At 61.9% G+C, this 17,158-nt stretch carries 9 protein-coding genes, 1 tRNA gene and 1 pseudogene; 4 read left to right on the forward strand and 7 right to left on the reverse strand.

Going from position 1 to position 17,158, the window contains the following annotated elements:
* Window positions 1–157 precede the first annotated feature (157 nt).
* Entirely contained in the window at window positions 158–1,654 is a 1,497-nt protein-coding gene (locus tag ACS4RS_RS03765) for a CoA-acylating methylmalonate-semialdehyde dehydrogenase (RefSeq protein WP_439008651.1), read from the reverse strand.
* A 181-nt stretch (window positions 1,655–1,835) separates the two neighbouring features.
* Between ACS4RS_RS03765 and ACS4RS_RS03770 the strand changes: the two genes are divergently transcribed.
* Window positions 1,836–2,150 carry an antibiotic biosynthesis monooxygenase gene (locus ACS4RS_RS03770; protein WP_439008650.1) on the forward strand — a complete coding sequence of 105 codons (315 nt, stop codon included), beginning with the start codon at window positions 1,836–1,838 and terminating at the stop codon, window positions 2,148–2,150.
* The gene (locus tag ACS4RS_RS03775) at window positions 2,147–3,028 is read left to right on the forward strand and encodes a LysR substrate-binding domain-containing protein (protein WP_439008649.1); all 882 of its coding nucleotides are present in this window, start codon (window positions 2,147–2,149) and stop codon (window positions 3,026–3,028) included. The genes ACS4RS_RS03770 and ACS4RS_RS03775 overlap by 4 nt, the downstream gene beginning before the upstream one ends.
* On the opposite strand, the gene ACS4RS_RS03780 is transcribed toward ACS4RS_RS03775, so the two are convergent.
* From ACS4RS_RS03780 to traA, 3 genes and pseudogenes are all read right to left on the reverse strand, one after another.
* Window positions 2,967–3,188: a hypothetical protein gene (locus ACS4RS_RS03780; RefSeq protein WP_439008648.1), complete on the reverse strand. Its 222-nt coding sequence runs from the start codon at window positions 3,186–3,188 to the stop codon at window positions 2,967–2,969. The two genes, ACS4RS_RS03775 and ACS4RS_RS03780, sit on opposite strands and share 62 nt — an antisense overlap.
* 46 nt (window positions 3,189–3,234) lie before the next feature.
* Window positions 3,235–3,672 carry a DUF4174 domain-containing protein gene (locus ACS4RS_RS03785; RefSeq protein ID WP_439008647.1) on the reverse strand — a complete coding sequence of 146 codons (438 nt, stop codon included), beginning with the start codon at window positions 3,670–3,672 and terminating at the stop codon, window positions 3,235–3,237.
* 171 nt (window positions 3,673–3,843) lie between these two features.
* Window positions 3,844–8,489 (reverse strand): annotated as a pseudogene (traA, locus tag ACS4RS_RS03790) (Ti-type conjugative transfer relaxase TraA).
* Window positions 8,490–8,778: 289 nt separating this feature from the next.
* Here traA and ACS4RS_RS03795 point away from each other — a divergent pair.
* Window positions 8,779–9,687, forward strand: a complete 909-nt coding sequence (locus ACS4RS_RS03795; RefSeq protein ID WP_439008645.1) for a nucleotidyltransferase and HEPN domain-containing protein — start codon at window positions 8,779–8,781, stop codon at window positions 9,685–9,687.
* Between the two features lie 346 nt (window positions 9,688–10,033).
* Here the strand turns inward: ACS4RS_RS03795 and ACS4RS_RS03800 are convergent.
* Window positions 10,034–10,110, reverse strand: a tRNA-His gene (locus tag ACS4RS_RS03800).
* Between the two features lie 130 nt (window positions 10,111–10,240).
* Window positions 10,241–10,690 carry a phasin gene (locus ACS4RS_RS03805; RefSeq protein WP_003570225.1) on the reverse strand — a complete coding sequence of 150 codons (450 nt, stop codon included), beginning with the start codon at window positions 10,688–10,690 and terminating at the stop codon, window positions 10,241–10,243.
* 214 nt (window positions 10,691–10,904) lie between these two features.
* Between ACS4RS_RS03805 and ACS4RS_RS03810 the strand changes: the two genes are divergently transcribed.
* Window positions 10,905–14,789: an ATP-binding protein gene (locus tag ACS4RS_RS03810; RefSeq protein WP_439008644.1), complete on the forward strand. Its 3,885-nt coding sequence runs from the start codon at window positions 10,905–10,907 to the stop codon at window positions 14,787–14,789.
* A 254-nt stretch (window positions 14,790–15,043) separates the two neighbouring features.
* Here the strand turns inward: ACS4RS_RS03810 and ACS4RS_RS03815 are convergent, their stop codons facing one another.
* Entirely contained in the window at window positions 15,044–16,996 is a 1,953-nt protein-coding gene (locus tag ACS4RS_RS03815) for an acetoacetate--CoA ligase (protein WP_439008643.1), read from the reverse strand.
* Window positions 16,997–17,158: the final 162 nt, after the last annotated feature.

Here is a 17,158-nt window from a genome sequence, read left to right on the forward strand (position 1 = left end):
AATTCGCATTCAGCTTATGAGGCCAAATGACGCGACGTCAATCCTGCGCCGAAATGCCATGCGCGGTTCTAGCGCGTGTGCGGTGCGTTGGTCTCCAAGACAGCAAATAAAACGGGGGCCAAAAGGCCCCCGAATTGCAGATCGATCAATCGTCAGATCACTTCATCGTCGGCATGACGAATTCCGCGCCGCTCTTGATGCCGGAGGGCCAGCGGGCGGTGACGGTCTTGGTCTTCGTCCAGAACTTGATCGAATCCGTGCCGTGCTGGTTGAGGTCGCCGAAGCTCGAGGCCTTCCAGCCGCCGAAGGAATGGTAGGCGAGCGGAACCGGGATTGGAACGTTGATGCCGATCATGCCGATATTGATGCGCGAGGCAAAATCGCGGGCCGCATCGCCGTCACGGGTGTAGATCGCGACGCCGTTGCCATATTCGTGCTTCATCGGCAGCGACAGCGCCTCTTCGTAATTCTGGGCGCGAACGACGGAGAGGACAGGTCCGAAGATCTCGGTCTTGTAGATATCCATCTCGGGTGTGACGTGATCGAACAGGCAGCCGCCGACGAAATAGCCGTCCTCATAACCCTGGAGCTTGAAGTCGCGGCCATCGACGAGGAGCTTGGCGCCTTCCTCGACGCCACGGTCGATCAGGCCGCGAACACGGGTATAGGCGTCCTTGGTGACGAGCGGGCCCATGTCGGCCTGGTCGTCGGTGTAGGGGCCGATGCGCAGCGATTCGATCTTCGGGATCAGCTTTTCGACGAGGCGGTTGGCCGTTTCTTCACCAACGGGAACGGCAACCGAGATCGCCATGCAGCGTTCGCCGGCCGAGCCGTAGCCTGCGCCCATCAGCGCGTTGACGGCCTGATCCATATCGGCATCCGGCATGATGATCATGTGGTTCTTGGCGCCGCCGAAGCACTGGGCGCGCTTGCCGTTCATTGCCGCCGTACCATAGACGTAACGGGCGATCGGCGTCGAGCCGACGAAGGAGACGGCGCCGATATCGGGATCGGTGAGGATCGCATCGACGGCACCCTTGTCGCCGTTGACGACGTTGAGGATGCCGGCGGGCAGGCCGGCCTCGATCATCAATTCGGCAAGACGGATCGGCAGGGAGGGATCACGCTCGGAAGGCTTCAGGATGAAGGCGTTGCCGCAGGCGATTGCCGGGGCGAACATCCACATCGGGATCATGCCGGGGAAATTGAAGGGGGTAATGCCGGCGCCGATGCCGACCGGCTGGCGGATCGAATACATGTCGATCGCAGGACCCGCGCCCTCAGTGAACTCGCCTTTGGCGAGATGCGGAATGCCGCAGACGAATTCGCAGACTTCGAGGCCGCGGATGACGTCGCCCTTAGCATCCTCGATCGTCTTGCCGTGTTCCTTGGAGAGCATCTCGGCAAGTTCATCCATGTGCTTGTTGAGGAGTTCGACGAATTTGAAGAAGACGCGGGCGCGGCGCTGCGGATTGGTGGCAGCCCATTTCGGCTGCGCAGCCTTGGCGTTTACGACGGCGGCGCGCAGTTCCTCGACGCTTGCGAGCGCGACCGTCGCCTGCACTTCGCCGGTTGCCGGATTATAGACATTGCTCACGCGGCCGCTGGTGCCGGCGACCTGTTTGCCGCCGATGAAATGACCGATCTCACGCATGGGTGCTCCTCCTGTTTTTGGGATGGCCTACAATCGCACTTCAATTTGCACAAATCAATGCGCTGATATAAGTAACCGTTGTGCGTAAATTATAGCGCCGCCATTTGCATCAGGCGTTGCTGCTGCTCCCAAACTTGGAACGGCACGCGGACAAGTCAAATCCCAAGGGGAGGTCAAAACGATGAGCTGCAAACCCGTCGTCAGAATGGCGGAGCTGGAGATTGATCCGGACATGCTTGACGCCTATCGCGCTTTGCTCACGGAGGAAATCGAGGCATCCGTCAGTCTGGAAGCAGGCGTCCTTTCTCTCAGTGCTGTTTCCCTCAGGGACGCCCCGAACCGGATTCGTATTCTCGAGGTCTATGCCGACCAGGATGCATACGAGGCTCATCTGCGGACGCCGCATTTCCTCAAATACAAGGCCGAGACGGTGGGCATGGTGACATCGCTGATGCTTCTCGACGTCGATCCGATCGCCATGCGGGCCAAGCCATGAACTGGGACGACGTCCGAATTTTCCTTGCCGTCGCCCGCACCGGGCAGATCCTTGCCGCCTCGAAGCGGCTGGGGCTCAATCACGCCACGCTCTCGCGCCGGCTGACCTCGCTGGAAGAAGCGCTGAAGACACGGCTTTTCATCCGCCGCACCAATGGCTGCGAGCTGACGGCCGAAGGCGAAGTGTTCCTGGCGTCGGCCGAGCGGATGGAAACGGAAATGCTCGCTGCACAGGCCAGCCTCGGCCACACCGATACGGCAATCGCCGGGACGGTACGCGTCGGCGCGCCTGACGGCTTCGGCGTTTCTTTTCTGGCGCCGCGCATGGGCCGGCTGATCGAGCGTCATCCGGCGCTGAAGATCCAGCTCGTCCCGGTGCCACGCTCCTTTTCGCTATCGCAGCGCGAGGCCGATATCGCCATCACGCTGGAGCGGCCCGAACAGGGCCGGCTCGTCTCATCCAAGCTCACCGACTACACGCTCGGCCTCTATGCCTCGCGTGACTATCTCGCCTCCCGGGGCACACCTTTTGATATCGAAGCGCTGAAGGCGCATCCGCGCATCGGCTATGTCGAAGACCTGATCTTCACCGCCTCGCTGAATTTCTCCGGCGAGGTGATGCGAAGCTGGGATGCAAGCTTCGAGATTTCGACGTCGATCGGGCAGACCGAGGCAGTGCGATCGGGCGCCGGCATCGGCATTCTGCATAATTATATCGCCCGGCAATATCCCGAACTCCAACGCATCCTGCCGGATGTGTCAATCAGACGCGCTTACTGGACGACCTATCACGAAACGGCGCGCGACCTGGTCCGCGTCAGGAGCGTTGTCGATTTCCTGCAGGAACTCGTCGGCGCCGAGCGGCAGATCTTTCTTTAGAGCCGACGTGCCTTGCCGGCTCGTCATTCTCGTCGGGATTGGGAACCGGCGCCTCGTCAGGAAGTCTGTCCGGCTCGGGCTCCGTGATCGGCGGCACCGGCTTCCAGCCAGGTGCCGGCATCGGCGGCTGATCGGGAATAGGTTCGTTGGGCACGGACATGGCCGCCTCCCTTTTGATACTGGATAAAACTGACGTCGGGCCGGAGTTATTTCTCCGCCTTCAGCACATCGGCAGCGCGCATCGGCATGCTGTCGATGATGGCGAAAAGCTCACGATCGGTTATCGGCTCGCTGACCTTGAGCTTCACCGTGCCATCCTTGCCGACAAGGAAGGAGGCAAATTCCCCGATCTCCGCCGCCTCGAGATCGCGGCGGATCGCCTCGCCGTCAAGGCCGTCCGCCGCACCGAAGAGCGGCCGGACAGTTGCGCCTGAGATTTTGAGCACCACCAGATCACGCTCGTCGAGGGCTGAGCGGTCGGCCAAAAGCTGATTTTCCTGCCGGGCGGCGCGGGCATTGTCCTTGTCGGCACAAACGACGAAGACGCGGTTTTTCCACTGGTACGCCGCGAGGCTTTCGACCGGGGCATAGGCGCTGTTCGTCTCGTCGATTTTTGTCGCGCCGTAGAGAAGGGTTTTTGACATGCATAATCTCCCATCAACTGGAGAACGGGGCGCGACGGCTTGGGTTCCATCGAAAAGAACGAGAGGTGGGTCGACTTTTTGTCACTGGAAAAATGACATTGCTGATGTGCGGTCTAGCTGCCCGGGTTTCGCGAACACCAGAGGCTGGAGTTTCCACTTCTTTAGCTGGTTTTAAACACCTCCTAACGCAATCCCGCGCCCACGATTGACCGCACGTTCCCGCCGTTCCGCGATAATCTGCTCACTGCTTTCCTGGCGGACGGTCTGCTGCAGGACCTTGAACCTCTCCTGCATCGCCGCGAAGGCCGGGCGCTGCGCCGGCGGGACCCGATTGATGAGATCCTTTTCACCGCGGATGATGGCATTGCGCCCGAAGCGCTCGTCAAGCGCCCGACTGACGTCCGCGAACTCCCGGCGAATGTTGGCATCGAGAGAAGTTGCCGGGATATTTAGTTTGCGACCATTCTCCCTCGCCTGCGCTGTCAGACGCATAAGCGCGTCTTCCGCAACCTTCGACAGACCCGGAATGGCAACCGCCATGCGCCTGCGCTCATCGATGATGGTCTGACGCTCGGCTTCGAGGGTGTTTGCATAGGCGGTCCCAAGCGACCGCAGGCGGGCCGCGGCTTCCGGCACGGCCCGCATCGCCTCTTTCCGCTCCCGGCCGGACGCCAGCATCCGGTCCATCAGGCGATCCGAACCGCGCAAAGCCCCATAGGCGGCCGGATCATTGGTCACCGCGGCGGCGATGCGATCAGCAGCAAAGCCTTTCCGGAGCAGTTCCTCGATCTTGCCGACGGCGCCCGACGGATCGCGCCAGATCATTGTCGCGGCGTTGGCCAATGCGCCACGCTGCTGGCGATAGAAAGGGTTGGAGAACACGCGCAATCGAGCCTCGTCGTCGACCGACGTCTTGAACGCGGTGACGGCAGCAAGCATCGGCGGCACGGCGACATTCTCCTTCCCCGGTCCGTTCTCTGTCTCTTTGCCCGGAACGACACTGGCAGCCATGACGATCTTCGAGCGATCCTGCCGCTCGGCGAGATGCTGCGCCTCGGCAAAACGTTTGACCGCTTCGAACAGTGCGGTCAGTTCCTCGCGCCGGCCGGCCGTCAGATCTTCCGGCAAACGCTCGGCCATATTGCGTTCAGCAACCGCATCCACCTTCGCGGTGAACGCACTCCAGCCAAAGCGGGCCGTTAACGCTTCGCTGACCGCCTTGATCTCCTGCACGACCTTGCGGTCCTCGGCGGCGAGCGCAAAGGCGCTCTTATAGGCGTCGTCCCCGCCCCGGTTGCGCACCGCCTCGACCTCCATAAGACGCGCCACCGCGCGCTCGGAAAGCGCCGGGATCGATAATGACATGTAGGAGCGCCGCGTCTGCTCACTGAGTTCGAACCGTTCGGCATTCCGCCGGAACCCGGTCGCATGGGCCCGGGCCAGGGGAAGCAGTTCCTCCAGGGCTGCCTTTGCGACCTTGCGCTCGTTACGCGCCGTGCGTCCGTCGACGATCAGCTCGGAGCCACGCAACCGGCCGAGCCGGTCGGGTGCTGCGGCAAGATCATCAGTGAGCCTGCGGGGTTGAGTGCCGGCGTCCGAGGCGAGCGCATTCAGGGCAACAAGTGCTGCATCCGGATCCCGGTAGATCTTAGTAAGCAGCGGTCGCAGCATCGTTTCCCGCTCCGTCCAGGCCGGTGATGAACGCTGCGCCAGCCGCGCATCCGCCTCGACGCTCCTGACGAACGAAGTGGTCGGCGGGATCAGATAGTGTGCTTCGCCAGCACTTGCGCCCGAGACGGTGTGGGATTCAGTTCGCGCCTCGTTGTAGGCGAAGCGCCGTTCCCGCTCGATGGCAAAGCCGAGCGCCACGCTTGCCCGTTCCCAGAGCTTTTCCACCTGCTCCCGCTTTGCGGCAATCCATGTCCAGCGCCGGGAAAGGCTTTCCTCCATCTCGGCGGCAGCAAGCGAGAGATGATCGAGCCCGCGGCGCCGGGCGAAGTCTTGCGCCTGGGCGCGATAGCCCGCCTCGCTCTCAAAATCGAGCGTCGTCGTCTTGGCACCGGAGCGCGACAAGCGTTCGACGAGACGGCTGAACACATCCGGCCGGTGGCTTTCCCGCTCGATGCGCTCCTGACGCGCTTCGGCGGTTTCGATCTGTCTGGCCGTCCAGACATTGCGGTCGACTTCCCTCTCCTCGTAACGCTTCTGACCTGTCTCCTCATCGACAATGGCAATCTGGACCTTGACCCGCTCGACACCATCCTTGCGCAGCGTGATGGTGTCGCCGTCGGAGATGCCGGCATCGTCGAGCGCTTTCGGCAGGCTGACGCCCCAGAGCCGATGGACGGTTCCGTCATCCGTCCTGACATCGGCATAGGGGCTGTCGTCGGCATCCTCGTCCTCGGGCCGGAATTTGGCTTCGCCGGTTTCGACAAGCTCGCCGGTGACGCCGGCGGCATGATCGACACGCGGCTTGCGTCCCCATTCCGGTCTTGGCTCAAAATCCTCTTTCGCCGCATAAAGGTCGACGCGGTCGCGATGCCGGGTCATCGACACATAGGTCAGATGCCGGTCCATCATGCCGGTGGCGAGCACGAAGGTGCGGTCGACGGTCGACCCTTGAGATTTGTGGATCGTTGCGGCATAGCCGTGGTCGACATTGTCATAACTGTCCTCGCCGAAGACGACTTTATTGCCATTGTCGAGCAGAACCGACAGCAGCGGATCGCCGCGTTTGTCGCCGGTCGCGGTGATCGTGCCGAGCATGCCGTTCTTCACATATTGTGGGCCGGAATGCCTGGCTCGTGGCTCTAGGAAGCGGGCGTTCTCCAGGAAGATGATGCGGTCGCCGACGGCAAATTCCCGCGTCCCGCGCTCGGTCCGGAAGCTGCGGCTGTCGGCGAGCGCGCCCTCTTGCGCCATCACTTCACGCAGCGCCTCGTTCAGGCGTTTGACATCATCGTTGGTGTGGGCGAGCACCAGCAGCTCATCTCCGCGAAGACGGCCATCCCTGCCCTCGGAGATCGAGCGACCGATTGCCTGTTTGCGTGCCTCTGTCCAATCGACCACAATCCTGTCGATCGTTTCCTCGCGTGTGCCCGCCTCGACCAGGTGGCCCTGCTGGGCATAGGCGTCGAGGCCCTTGTCGACTTCGCCGCGGGCAAACAGCCGTGAGGCGTCGCGCGCCCATTCCTCGCGCTGGCGGCGCACGCCGGCAAGCTCGGCAAAGCCGATCCGTTCGGTGATTGCCCGGAAGGCCGCACCTGCCTGGATCGGCTGCAGCTGCATCGCGTCGCCGACGAGAACGACCTTTACCTCGGCCTCTTCGGCAATCTTCAGCACACGGGCCATCTGCTGCGAGGCCACCATGCCGGCCTCGTCGATGACCAGCACATCGCCGCGATGGAGCGTGTCGCGCCCATTGGCCCAGGCCAGTTCCCAGGAGGCGAGCGTGCGCGAGGTGATGCCGGAACTGTCTTCCAGCCCTTCCGCCGCCTTGCCGGCAAGGGCGGCACCGATCACCCGGTGCCCCTCGCCTTCCCAGGCAAGACGCGCTGCCGCCAGCAGCGTCGATTTGCCGGCACCTGCCAGGCCGACAACGGCGGCAATACCGCTGTCACCGGAGACATGACGGATGGCATCGACCTGCTCCGCATCGAGCCGGAACGGCGTTTGAGGATCGCCGCTCTCGACGCGATCAATCGCCGCTTCAACGTGCCGCCTGGAAACACCGAAGCCGCCGCGCGCCGACAATGCCCGCGCCGACTGCGCCATGTCGTACTCGATGCGCAGCATGTCGCGGGTGGTGAACACGGCAGGCGTGGCCGCCTTCCCCGTCTCTGCATCGATCGCCTGCGGCTTCAAGATGACCAACTGGTCCGACGCCATCACCCGGGCGCGGATGTTGGCAAAATCGACCGGGTCGTCGACATAGCGGTGCAGCGCCTTGGCGATATCCTTCTCGTCGAAAGTGGAGCGTTCATTGCCGAGCTGCGTCAACAGAAGCTCCGGCTCTGCCAGCAACCGGTCGGCCATCTGCTGGCGCCTGGCGAGATCGGCCGGTGCGAAGTAGAGCTCCCTGCCCTTCCGGGCGAGTGCGGCCTTCTCCGGCCCAAGATGTTTTTGGGCGATGCCGTCGAGGCCCTGCTCGGCATAGGAACGACCGTCGAGGCGGATCTCGTGGCCGGCAAGCGCCAGATGCCGGTTGGCCGTCTCCGCCCAGGCGATCTTCCACGCCTTCAATGTCTCCTTGTCGCCGGCCCAGACTTTGTAAACGATCTTGCCGTTTTTTTGCGACGCAATGGCTCACCATTTTCCTCCAAAATTGGAGAGCTTTTCGGCCCGAATCCCTCTTCAGTCAGCGGTCGGATCGTCGTCATCAAATGGACGTGTGGATTACCCTCCTTGTCATGATAGACCCAATCGGCGACGATGCCCGCCGCGGCAAGTGTGTCGCGGACGAAATCCCGGACCAGCGTGATGTTTTCGTCCCGGGTCAGCTCTTCCGGCAGCGCAATGATCAGTTCGCGGGCGAGTCTCGCGTTCGCGTCCGTTTCGAATGCCTCGACGGCATTCCACAGTGCCTCACTCGCCCGGGCGACCGAATGGCCGTCGACCACCTTGTGAAGCCATGCCGGAATTTGCTCAGGCAGCGTCAGTTCCTCATGCACAAGTTCTCGACCACCGCCGCGATAGCTGAAGGATCTGCCCACCTGCTGATCCGTCATCTGGGTGCGGTGACGGTAGGCAGCTGCCGAGACGATGTTGCGTCCTGCGCCCCTGCTGATCACTTGCGCTCTGACAAACATGATAGCCAAATGACGTCTCCCGATCGTTAAGCATCGCCATTCAAGCGGACGGGACCGACCGGTCTGACGCCGTTTCCAGAACGTGTTTCAAAACCGTTTTCGTGCCGTGTTGCTTCCAATCGCGACAACCTACGCGATTTTACTGACTTATTCAAGATAGTATCAGTGAGAAGGGGCTCAAGAATTCCGTCGCCATTGTGCATCCGGAGAAAAAACGCTCAGACACGCCGTTGAAATTGAGATTGCCCCTGCCGAATTGTCATGGACGGCATAGGAACTTTCGCCTATCGATGATGCCATGAAGTCGTCCCTCGACCATATGCCGCTTCGCAAGCAACGCGAGATCGGCCGCGTTCTGGAGATCCTGCACGAGGAATTCGTAGACGCGCTAAAGGACGGGACGGCAGAATTTAAGAAGCGCGGCCGGATCCTGAAGATCATTCTGTTTGGTTCATATGCCAAGGGTGGCTGGGTCGATGAGCCATTCACGATGAAGGGTTATCGCTCCGATTTCGATCTTTTGATCATCGTCAACAATCGCAAGCTCTGCGATTTCGCCGAGTACTGGCACAAAGCCGCCGACCGGCTGATCCACGACAAGTCGATCGAAACACCAGTAAGCTTCATCGTCCACTCCAGGCGAGAGGTGAATACCCATCTCAAGGAAGGGCAATACTTCTTCTCCGATATCCGCAAGGAAGGCATTGTCCTTTACGAACTGGATGACGAGCCCCTGGCTCAGCCACTGCCACTCTCGCCGGCGGATCGGCACCGGGTGGCGAAGGAGCACTTTGAGGAGCGCTATCCAACCGCAGACGGGTTTCTGGATACTTCACGATATGCGCTTAGCCGAGGGCGCATCAAGGAAGCCGCCTTTCAGATGCATCAGTCCATCGAGCAGGCCTATTCCTGTGTCCTGCTCACACTCACCAATTACGGCCCGCCTTCCCACAACATCAAATTCCTCCGTTCACTCGCCGAGGAGCAGGACCGGCGCCTTGCCCAAGCTTTTCCCCGCGACCAGCATCGCGAGCGCGCCTGGTTCAACTTGTTGAACGAGGCCTATGTGAAAGCTCGGTATTCCAAGCATTTCGAGATCAGCGAGGAAGCCCTGGGATGGCTTGCCGAGCAAACCGCCACGTTGCTTACGCTGGTCAAAACGGTATGCTCGGAGCATCTGCAGACTTTCGAGCGGAACAGCGGGTAGCAGCGTCGCAAGCGAGATCAGATGCATACTGCTGGGCTAATCGATTGGATCCATCCTGAGAATCGACGGCACCCTTTTGATGGAGGTTTGCGATCAAGCCAAGCGCCCGACAACACGTGCGTTTGCCGCATGACCGACACCCACCTGAACGTTGGGAGGATGACAAACCTCAAACCAAGGCATGTTGGGCTCATTCGTTCGAATGAGCCGACAACTAGTCGACCGAATAACGCAATATCGGCAACTGGATCGGTAAAAATTTAGGGGCGCCGACGCCGACCATATTTCGGTCGACGGCGTCAACTGGAATTCTCGGTCGGTCTATCGAGGATTAACAAGATTGGAATGGTACGGTTGGGGGGTCTCGAACCTCCGACCTCAGGTGCCACAAACCTGCGCTCTAACCAACTGAGCTACAACCGCATAAATCACGCTTGGCGCGATGGGGGTCACATACGAGGACTTGGCGACGAATTCAAGCCCCATTCCTCGTCAATATACAAAAAGGCTGGACGCGAGGTCCAGCCCTTTGTCTCCGATCGGTCAAGACCGATCAGGCAACCTTGAAGGAAGCCATGGCCTTTTCGGCGGCGTCCTTGGAGGGCTTTGCGAGCTTTTCGGCAACCTGCTTGGTGGTTTCCTGGATCGACTTCGCCTGCTCGACGGTCAGCTCAGCCTGCTTGCGGATGAACGAGGTCTGCAGCTCGAAGAATTCAGCGGCAGACTTGACGCCGAGCAGCGCTTCGAAGTGCGAGAGCGAGTTCTCGGAATTGACGCGCAGGATGTCGATCGCCTTCAGGCCGAGTTCGACGCTGCCGGCCTGTGCCGTCTGGACAGTGGCTTCGAGCGTCTTGCCGGCTTCTTCGCCGGCGGTCTTCAGCTTGGCATAGGCGTCTTTGGACTGCTGAGCGCCTTTTTCGGCGAAATCGCGGAAGGATTCCGCGAACTTGGACGGATCGAAAGAAGCGATTGAAAAAACGTCGTCGGTCTTTATGGTAGCCATGGGTCGCATCCTTTGGGCTGAGGCAGTCGCTGCCTGCAATAGTTGGGATGTTGCTTATATAAGACATTTCATTGTGCATTGCAACAATTATTGTGCGATGCACAAGACGTTAACCTTGCCGGCCGAAAACCTCCTGCTCTTCTGGACCCGCATGCCCCCCGCAGTTATTAATAAGCCGTTAATTTAAGAAGGCCGACAGCGACAAGGTTCGATCATGCCCGCAGTCCAATATCCGTTCATCGATATCGCCGTGCATGCACGGGTGCGGGAACGTTTTTCACGCGGCGAGGCGATGGTGCTGTTTTCGGCCGACCTTGCCCGCCTGCTCTGGGCGAACGGCGCGGGTGCCGAACTTTTCGGCCATTCGGCCGTCTATGATCTGCTCGATCAGGGCGTCGACCGCACGGATATTACCTTCCGCCAGTTGGAAACGGCGGCGCGCCAGCTTTCCGATATCGGCGATAGCCGCAGCCTGATGATCCGCGTCGCCAAGGGTTTTCAACGCGTGCAGGTGCAAGCAGCGGTCGAACTCATCCGGCTTTCTTCAGCCGAAAAGGCCATGCTGTTTTCGGTGCCAGTCTCGGCAAAGCCGCTGACGTCAGGCGCCTCGGCGGCCCAGATGCTGCAGGGGCTCGATGACCCCGACACCCATATGGCTGTGATCGGCGCCGACGGCGACGTCATCGCCGCCTCGCCCGGCTTTGCCTCGCTCGGGATTTCCGCGCCGACGGCAAAGACCTTGATCAATCTTGCCGGCGCGCATCCGGACCGGTTGGTGAAGCGACCTGTTGCCACCGGCAGAGGCAATCTTCCGGCTGCCGTCGGCAAGCTCAGCGACGAGCCGGCGCTCAACCTGCTCTTTGCCGTGGAAACCGCAATCGGCCATCTCGATCCGACCGACGTGGCCGTTTCCGATCCGATCGATACGCCGGCGCTCGACTTGATTGATACGCCCGTGCAGGAAGACAGCGTGCCGCCGGCCGAAGACTTCACCAACGCGCCCGTTGCCGACACAGGCTTAACTGAGATCATCGAGGCGGTCTCGGGGATCGAGGAAGTCGAGGAAACGCTCGAAGACATCACCGACGAAAACGAACTTGCGGCGGAAAGCGCAGCGGCAACAGCAGACGAGATGGCCGACGAAGCCGATCTCACCGAACATGCGGAGCCGGAAAGCGACGGCGGCGTGATCGAAAGCAGCGCGGATGAGGCCAACGAGCCTGCCGCGATCATCAAGAACGACCTGGCCTCCGTCACGCAGACGGTGGAAACGGCGACGACGGCGGAGCCGCCTGTTGAAGCCGGCGAAGCGCCTGTCGAAGAGCCGCCGGAAGCCGCTCACGAAGAGCCCGTCGTCGCACCGCCTATAGTCGCCGACGCCTCCCCTGCTCCTGAGCTTGCGGCTGAGCCCGGCTTCGTCTTCAAGCCGAACAGCCGCGCCACGCGCTTCGTCTGGAAGATCGATGCCGAGGGCCGGTTCAACGAGGTCAGCCACGAATTTGCCGAGGCCGTCGGTCCGCATGCATCCGAGATTATCGGTTCTGCCTTCGGCGATATCGCCGCCCTCTTCAATCTCGATCCCGACGGCAAGCTTGCCGAAGCGCTCGCCCGCCGCGACACATGGTCGGGCAAAACCATCCTCTGGCCGGTCGAAGGCACCAGCCTCGTCGTTCCCGTCGATCTTGCCGCGCTGCCGACTTATACCCGCAACCGCGACTTCGACGGTTTCCGCGGCTTCGGCGTCGTCCGGCTTTCCGATGCGCAGGAAGATCCGCTGGCGCTCGGCCTGACGCTCGGCCCGGATGGGGTCGGCCATGATGCGGCAAGCCTCGGCCCGGTGAGCGATACCACCGCCGAGGCGGTACACGACGCGCCGGCAGCGCAGGAAGAGGTCGTGAGCAAACCCGCCCTGACGGAGGTCGAGGACCAGGCGCCTGCGGCAAGCGGGCCGCAGCCGGAGACGGAGCCAGCGCCTGAGGAGATTGCCGCCGAGCAGGCGTCGATCGAGCACGAGTCCGGCGAGCAGGCGTCCGACGAGCCGCCTATCCAGCCAAGCGCTTCGGAAACAGCAGACGATAGCGCCGAGGCCGGCGATATCTCCGCCGTCGAACCGGCAACGGAAACATCGAACGAGCCGCCGGCGCTTCGCATTTCAGAAACGCCCAACCGGCGTTTCTCCGACAAGATCGTTCAGCTCCATAACAGCGGCGCCGCACTGACGGCCGCCGAACAGGCCAATTTCCGCGAGATCGCCAAGCGTCTCGAGGCCTTCGGCGCCAGCAAGGACGAACCTGCTGCGCCGGCACGGAGTGAACCCGCCGGCACGGAAACGGCAAGCTTCGAAGAGGCTTCTGGGGCCGAAGCGCTTGAGGCCGAAACACCCGTTGCCGACGAGGAAGTGCCCTCGCTCAAGGAGATCGCGCCGCAGGAGGCGATTTTCGAGAATGCTGCCGACGCCCCGGGCGACGACGGCGCCGAGGAGCCTGACGACATAGAAGAGGACGAGGCGACGGAAGGGCTGGAGGAGACGGTCAGCCAGATCGAGGTTCTGACAAGCTTCATCCCGCCGCGTGTCAAGATGACCGAGGGGCTTTCGCTGGGAACGGTCGACCAGTTGCCTGTCGCGGTCCTCATCCATGTCGGCGATGCGCTGCTCCATGCCAATCCGGAATTCATGCGGCTGACCGGCTACGCAACGCTCGACGCATTGCGCGAGGTCGGCGGCATCGAAGCCCTGCTGCAGCGCCGCGAACTCGAGGAAAAGGCCGCAGGCTCCGGCACCATGATGCTGGTCAAGGCCGACGACAGCCTGGTTCCGGTGACGGCGCGGCTGCAATCGGTGCGCTGGGAAGACGCCAATGCACTGATGCTGGCGCTGATGCCGGTGGAAGGCAAGGAAGAGGGCCGCGGCGATGCAGGCCGGTCCGAGGGCCGGACAGAAGCGCGTCCCGAGCGGATGGTCGAGAAGGTCGCCAAGCTGCAGGTCGAAGTGGAGGAATTGCGCTCGATCCTGGAAACGGCGACCGACGGCGTCGTCGTCATCGGCACGGAGGGCGACATCCGCTCGATGAACCGGTCGGCGAGCGCGCTTTTCAATTACGACGAGCAGGAGACGCGCGGCAAACCCTTCGTCATGCTGTTTGCCCATGAGAGCCAGAAGGCGGTGCTCGACTATCTGAACGGCCTCTCCGGCCATGGCGTCGCCAGTGTGTTGAACGACGGACGCGAAGTGATCGGCCGCGAGGCCGCCGGCGGCTTCGTGCCGCTGTTCATGACGATGGGCCAGCTCACCTCCTCCAACGGCTATTGCGCCGTCATTCGCGATATCACCCAGTGGAAGCGCACCGAAGACGAGCTGCGCAACGCCAAGGGTGCGGCCGAAACCGCCAATGCCCACAAGACCGATTTCCTCGCCCGCGTCAGCCACGAGATCCGCACGCCGCTCAACGCCATCATCGGCTTTTCCGATATGATGGCCGGCGAACGCTTCGGCCCGATCGGCCATCCGCGTTATATCGAATATGCCAACGATATCGGCCGCTCCGGCCGGCACGTGCTCGATATCGTCAACGACCTGCTCGATATTTCGAAGATCGAGGCCGGCGAGATGGATCTCGATTTTGCCGCCGTCGGCCTCAACGAGGCGGTCTCCGAGGCGGTCGCCCTGGTGCAGCCGCAGGCGAACAGCCAGCGCGTCATCATCCGCACGGCGCTGTCGCATGCGGTGCCCGAGGTCGTGGCGGATCTTCGCTCGATCAAGCAGATCGCCCTCAACATCCTGTCGAACGCCATCCGTTTCACCCCGTCGGGCGGGCAGATCGTCGTTTCCACCTCCTATGAGGCCAATGGCAGCGTCGTGCTCAGGGTCCGTGATACCGGCATCGGCATGACGCGCAGCGAACTCGACCAGGCGATGAAGCCGTTCCGGCAGGTCTCCTCGACCCAATCGCGCCATCGCGGCGACGGCACCGGGCTCGGCCTGCCGCTGACCAAGGCGATGGTCGATGCCAACCGGGCCGTCTTCTCGATCAATTCGGCGCCGAACGAAGGCACGCTCGTCGAGATCACCTTTCCATCACAGCGGGTGTTGGCCGGCTGAGCCATAAAGAAAAGGCAGCCGAGGCTGCCTTGAATTTGGTGCTGTTCAACAAGAGCTCAGTCGATCACCATCATGTATCGAAAGCCCTGCTGCATGATTGCGCGTCTAAGACGCGCGGCGCGGTAGGGCTCCAGGCCGCCTCGTTCATACACGGCCCCCAAGTTGGCTTTTAGATTTGACAAACCTTTCTTAACGAAAGGTTTCGATGACAGTGCATCGATAAGTGACAAAAGCTTGTAACTTCCGATCCGCTATCAATCCTTGAGCTCCTCCAGCCCGGCAAAGAGCCGCAGCGCCTCGGGATTGGCGAGCGCTTCCTGGTTTTTCACCGGCCTGTTGTGAACGACCTCGCGCACCGCAAGCTCGACGATCTTGCCGGATTTGGTGCGGGGGATATCGGCGACCGCGATGATCTTGGCCGGCACGTGGCGCGGCGAGGCGCCGGTGCGTATCCGCGTCTTGATCGCCTTGACCAGATCCTCGGTCAGCGTCACGCCGGGGGCAAGCCGGACGAAGAGGATGACGCGCACATCATCGTCCCACTCCTGGCCGATGCACAGCGCCTCGGCCACCTCCTCCATCTGCTCCACCTGATTATAAATCTCGGCCGTGCCGATGCGCACGCCGCCGGGATTGAGCGTCGCATCCGAACGGCCGTGGATGACGAGGCCGCCATGCTCGGTCCATTCGGCGAAATCGCCATGGCACCAGACATTGTCGAACCGCTCGAAATAGGCGGCGCGATATTTGGCGCCGTCGGGATCGTTCCAGAACATCACCGGCATCGACGGAAAGGCCTTGGTGCAGACGAGTTCGCCCTTTTCGCCGCGCACCGGCTTGCCGTCATCGTTCCAGACATCGACCGCAAGGCCGAGGCCCGCCCCCTGGATCTCGCCGCGCCAGACCGGCTGCAGCGGATTGCCGAGCACGAAACAGGAGACGATATCGGTTCCGCCGGAGATCGAGGCGAGCTGCACATCTTGCTTGATGCCCTCGTAGACGAAGGTGAAGCCTTCGGGCGACAGCGGCGAGCCGGTCGAGGTCATCAGCCGCAGGCTGGAAAGATCGTGGCTCGTGCGCGGCGTCAGCCCGCTCTTGCGCACGGCATCGATATATTTCGCCGAGGTGCCGAAGATCGCGAAGTTCTCGGCCGCGGCATAGTCGAACAGCACGTTGCCATCGGGCGCGAATGGTGAGCCGTCGAACAGGCAGAGCGTGGCGCCGCTGGCAAGGCCGCTGACCAGCCAGTTCCACATCATCCAGCCGCAGGTGGTGAAGTAGAACAGCTTCTCGCCGGCCTGCAGCCCGCAATGCAGCCGCTGCTCCTTGAGATGCTGCAACAGCGTGCCGCCGGCCGAATGGACGATGCATTTCGGCACGCCGGTGGTGCCGGAGGAAAACAGGATGTAGAGCGGATGGGCAAAGGCAAGCGGTTTAAACTCGACCTCTTTGGCCTGATAGGGTGCGACGAAGGCTTCCAGCGTCGAAGCGCCAGGCGTTTGCCGCGCGACCGCCTCGGCATCGCCGGCATAGTGGACGACGATCGTCGGGACGCCCAAGCTTTTCGCCACCGCGGCGACCTTGGCGCCGACATCCTGCAGCTTGCCGGAATACCAATAGGCATCGCAGGCGATGAACAGCTTCGGGCCGATCTGGCCGAAGCGGTCGAGCACGCCCTGCTCGCCGAAATCGGGGGAGCAGGACGACCAGATGGCGCCGATCGAGGCGGCCGCCAGCATGGCGGCGACGGTCTCCGGCATGTTCGGCATCATCGCAGCGATGCGGTCGCCCTCACCGATTCCCTGCGCCTTGAAGGCCTGCTGCAGCTTCGAGACCAGCGCCCGCAGGCGGTTCCACGACCAGCGGTCCTCAACCTTGTCCTCGCCGCGAAAGATGATGGCATCGCCATCACCGTGGCCGGCCAGCAGGTTCTCGGCGAAGTTCAGCGTCGCATTCGGAAAGAAGCGGGCCTCCAGCATGCGGTCGCCATTAATGAGCACCTCTGCGCCGCGCTCTCCCTTCACGCCGCAGAAATCCCAGACGGCCGACCAGAACTTCTCCCGCTCGGCCACCGACCAGGCATGCAGATCTTCAAAGCCGGAAAGCGAAAGCCCGAAATCGGTATTGCAGCGCGCCATGAAGGCGTGGATCGGGCTTTTTGCAACGGCTTCCGCCGAGGGCACCCAAAGTGGTCTGTTATCCTGCATTCAATCCTCCTCCCAATCCCGCCTTTATATCATGCTGCATTGCATTATAAAGTGCGGAACCGACGCGATCCCAGCCTATGCAGTCCGAAGATCGATGCGTCGCTTCAAAGGGCTGCAGCATGCTTCGGCGCGTCTGAAAACAGGCGCGGCACTGTAGGGGAT

Source organism: Rhizobium sp. F40D2 (assembly GCF_051810745.2).
Taxonomy (GTDB): domain Bacteria; phylum Pseudomonadota; class Alphaproteobacteria; order Rhizobiales; family Rhizobiaceae; genus Rhizobium.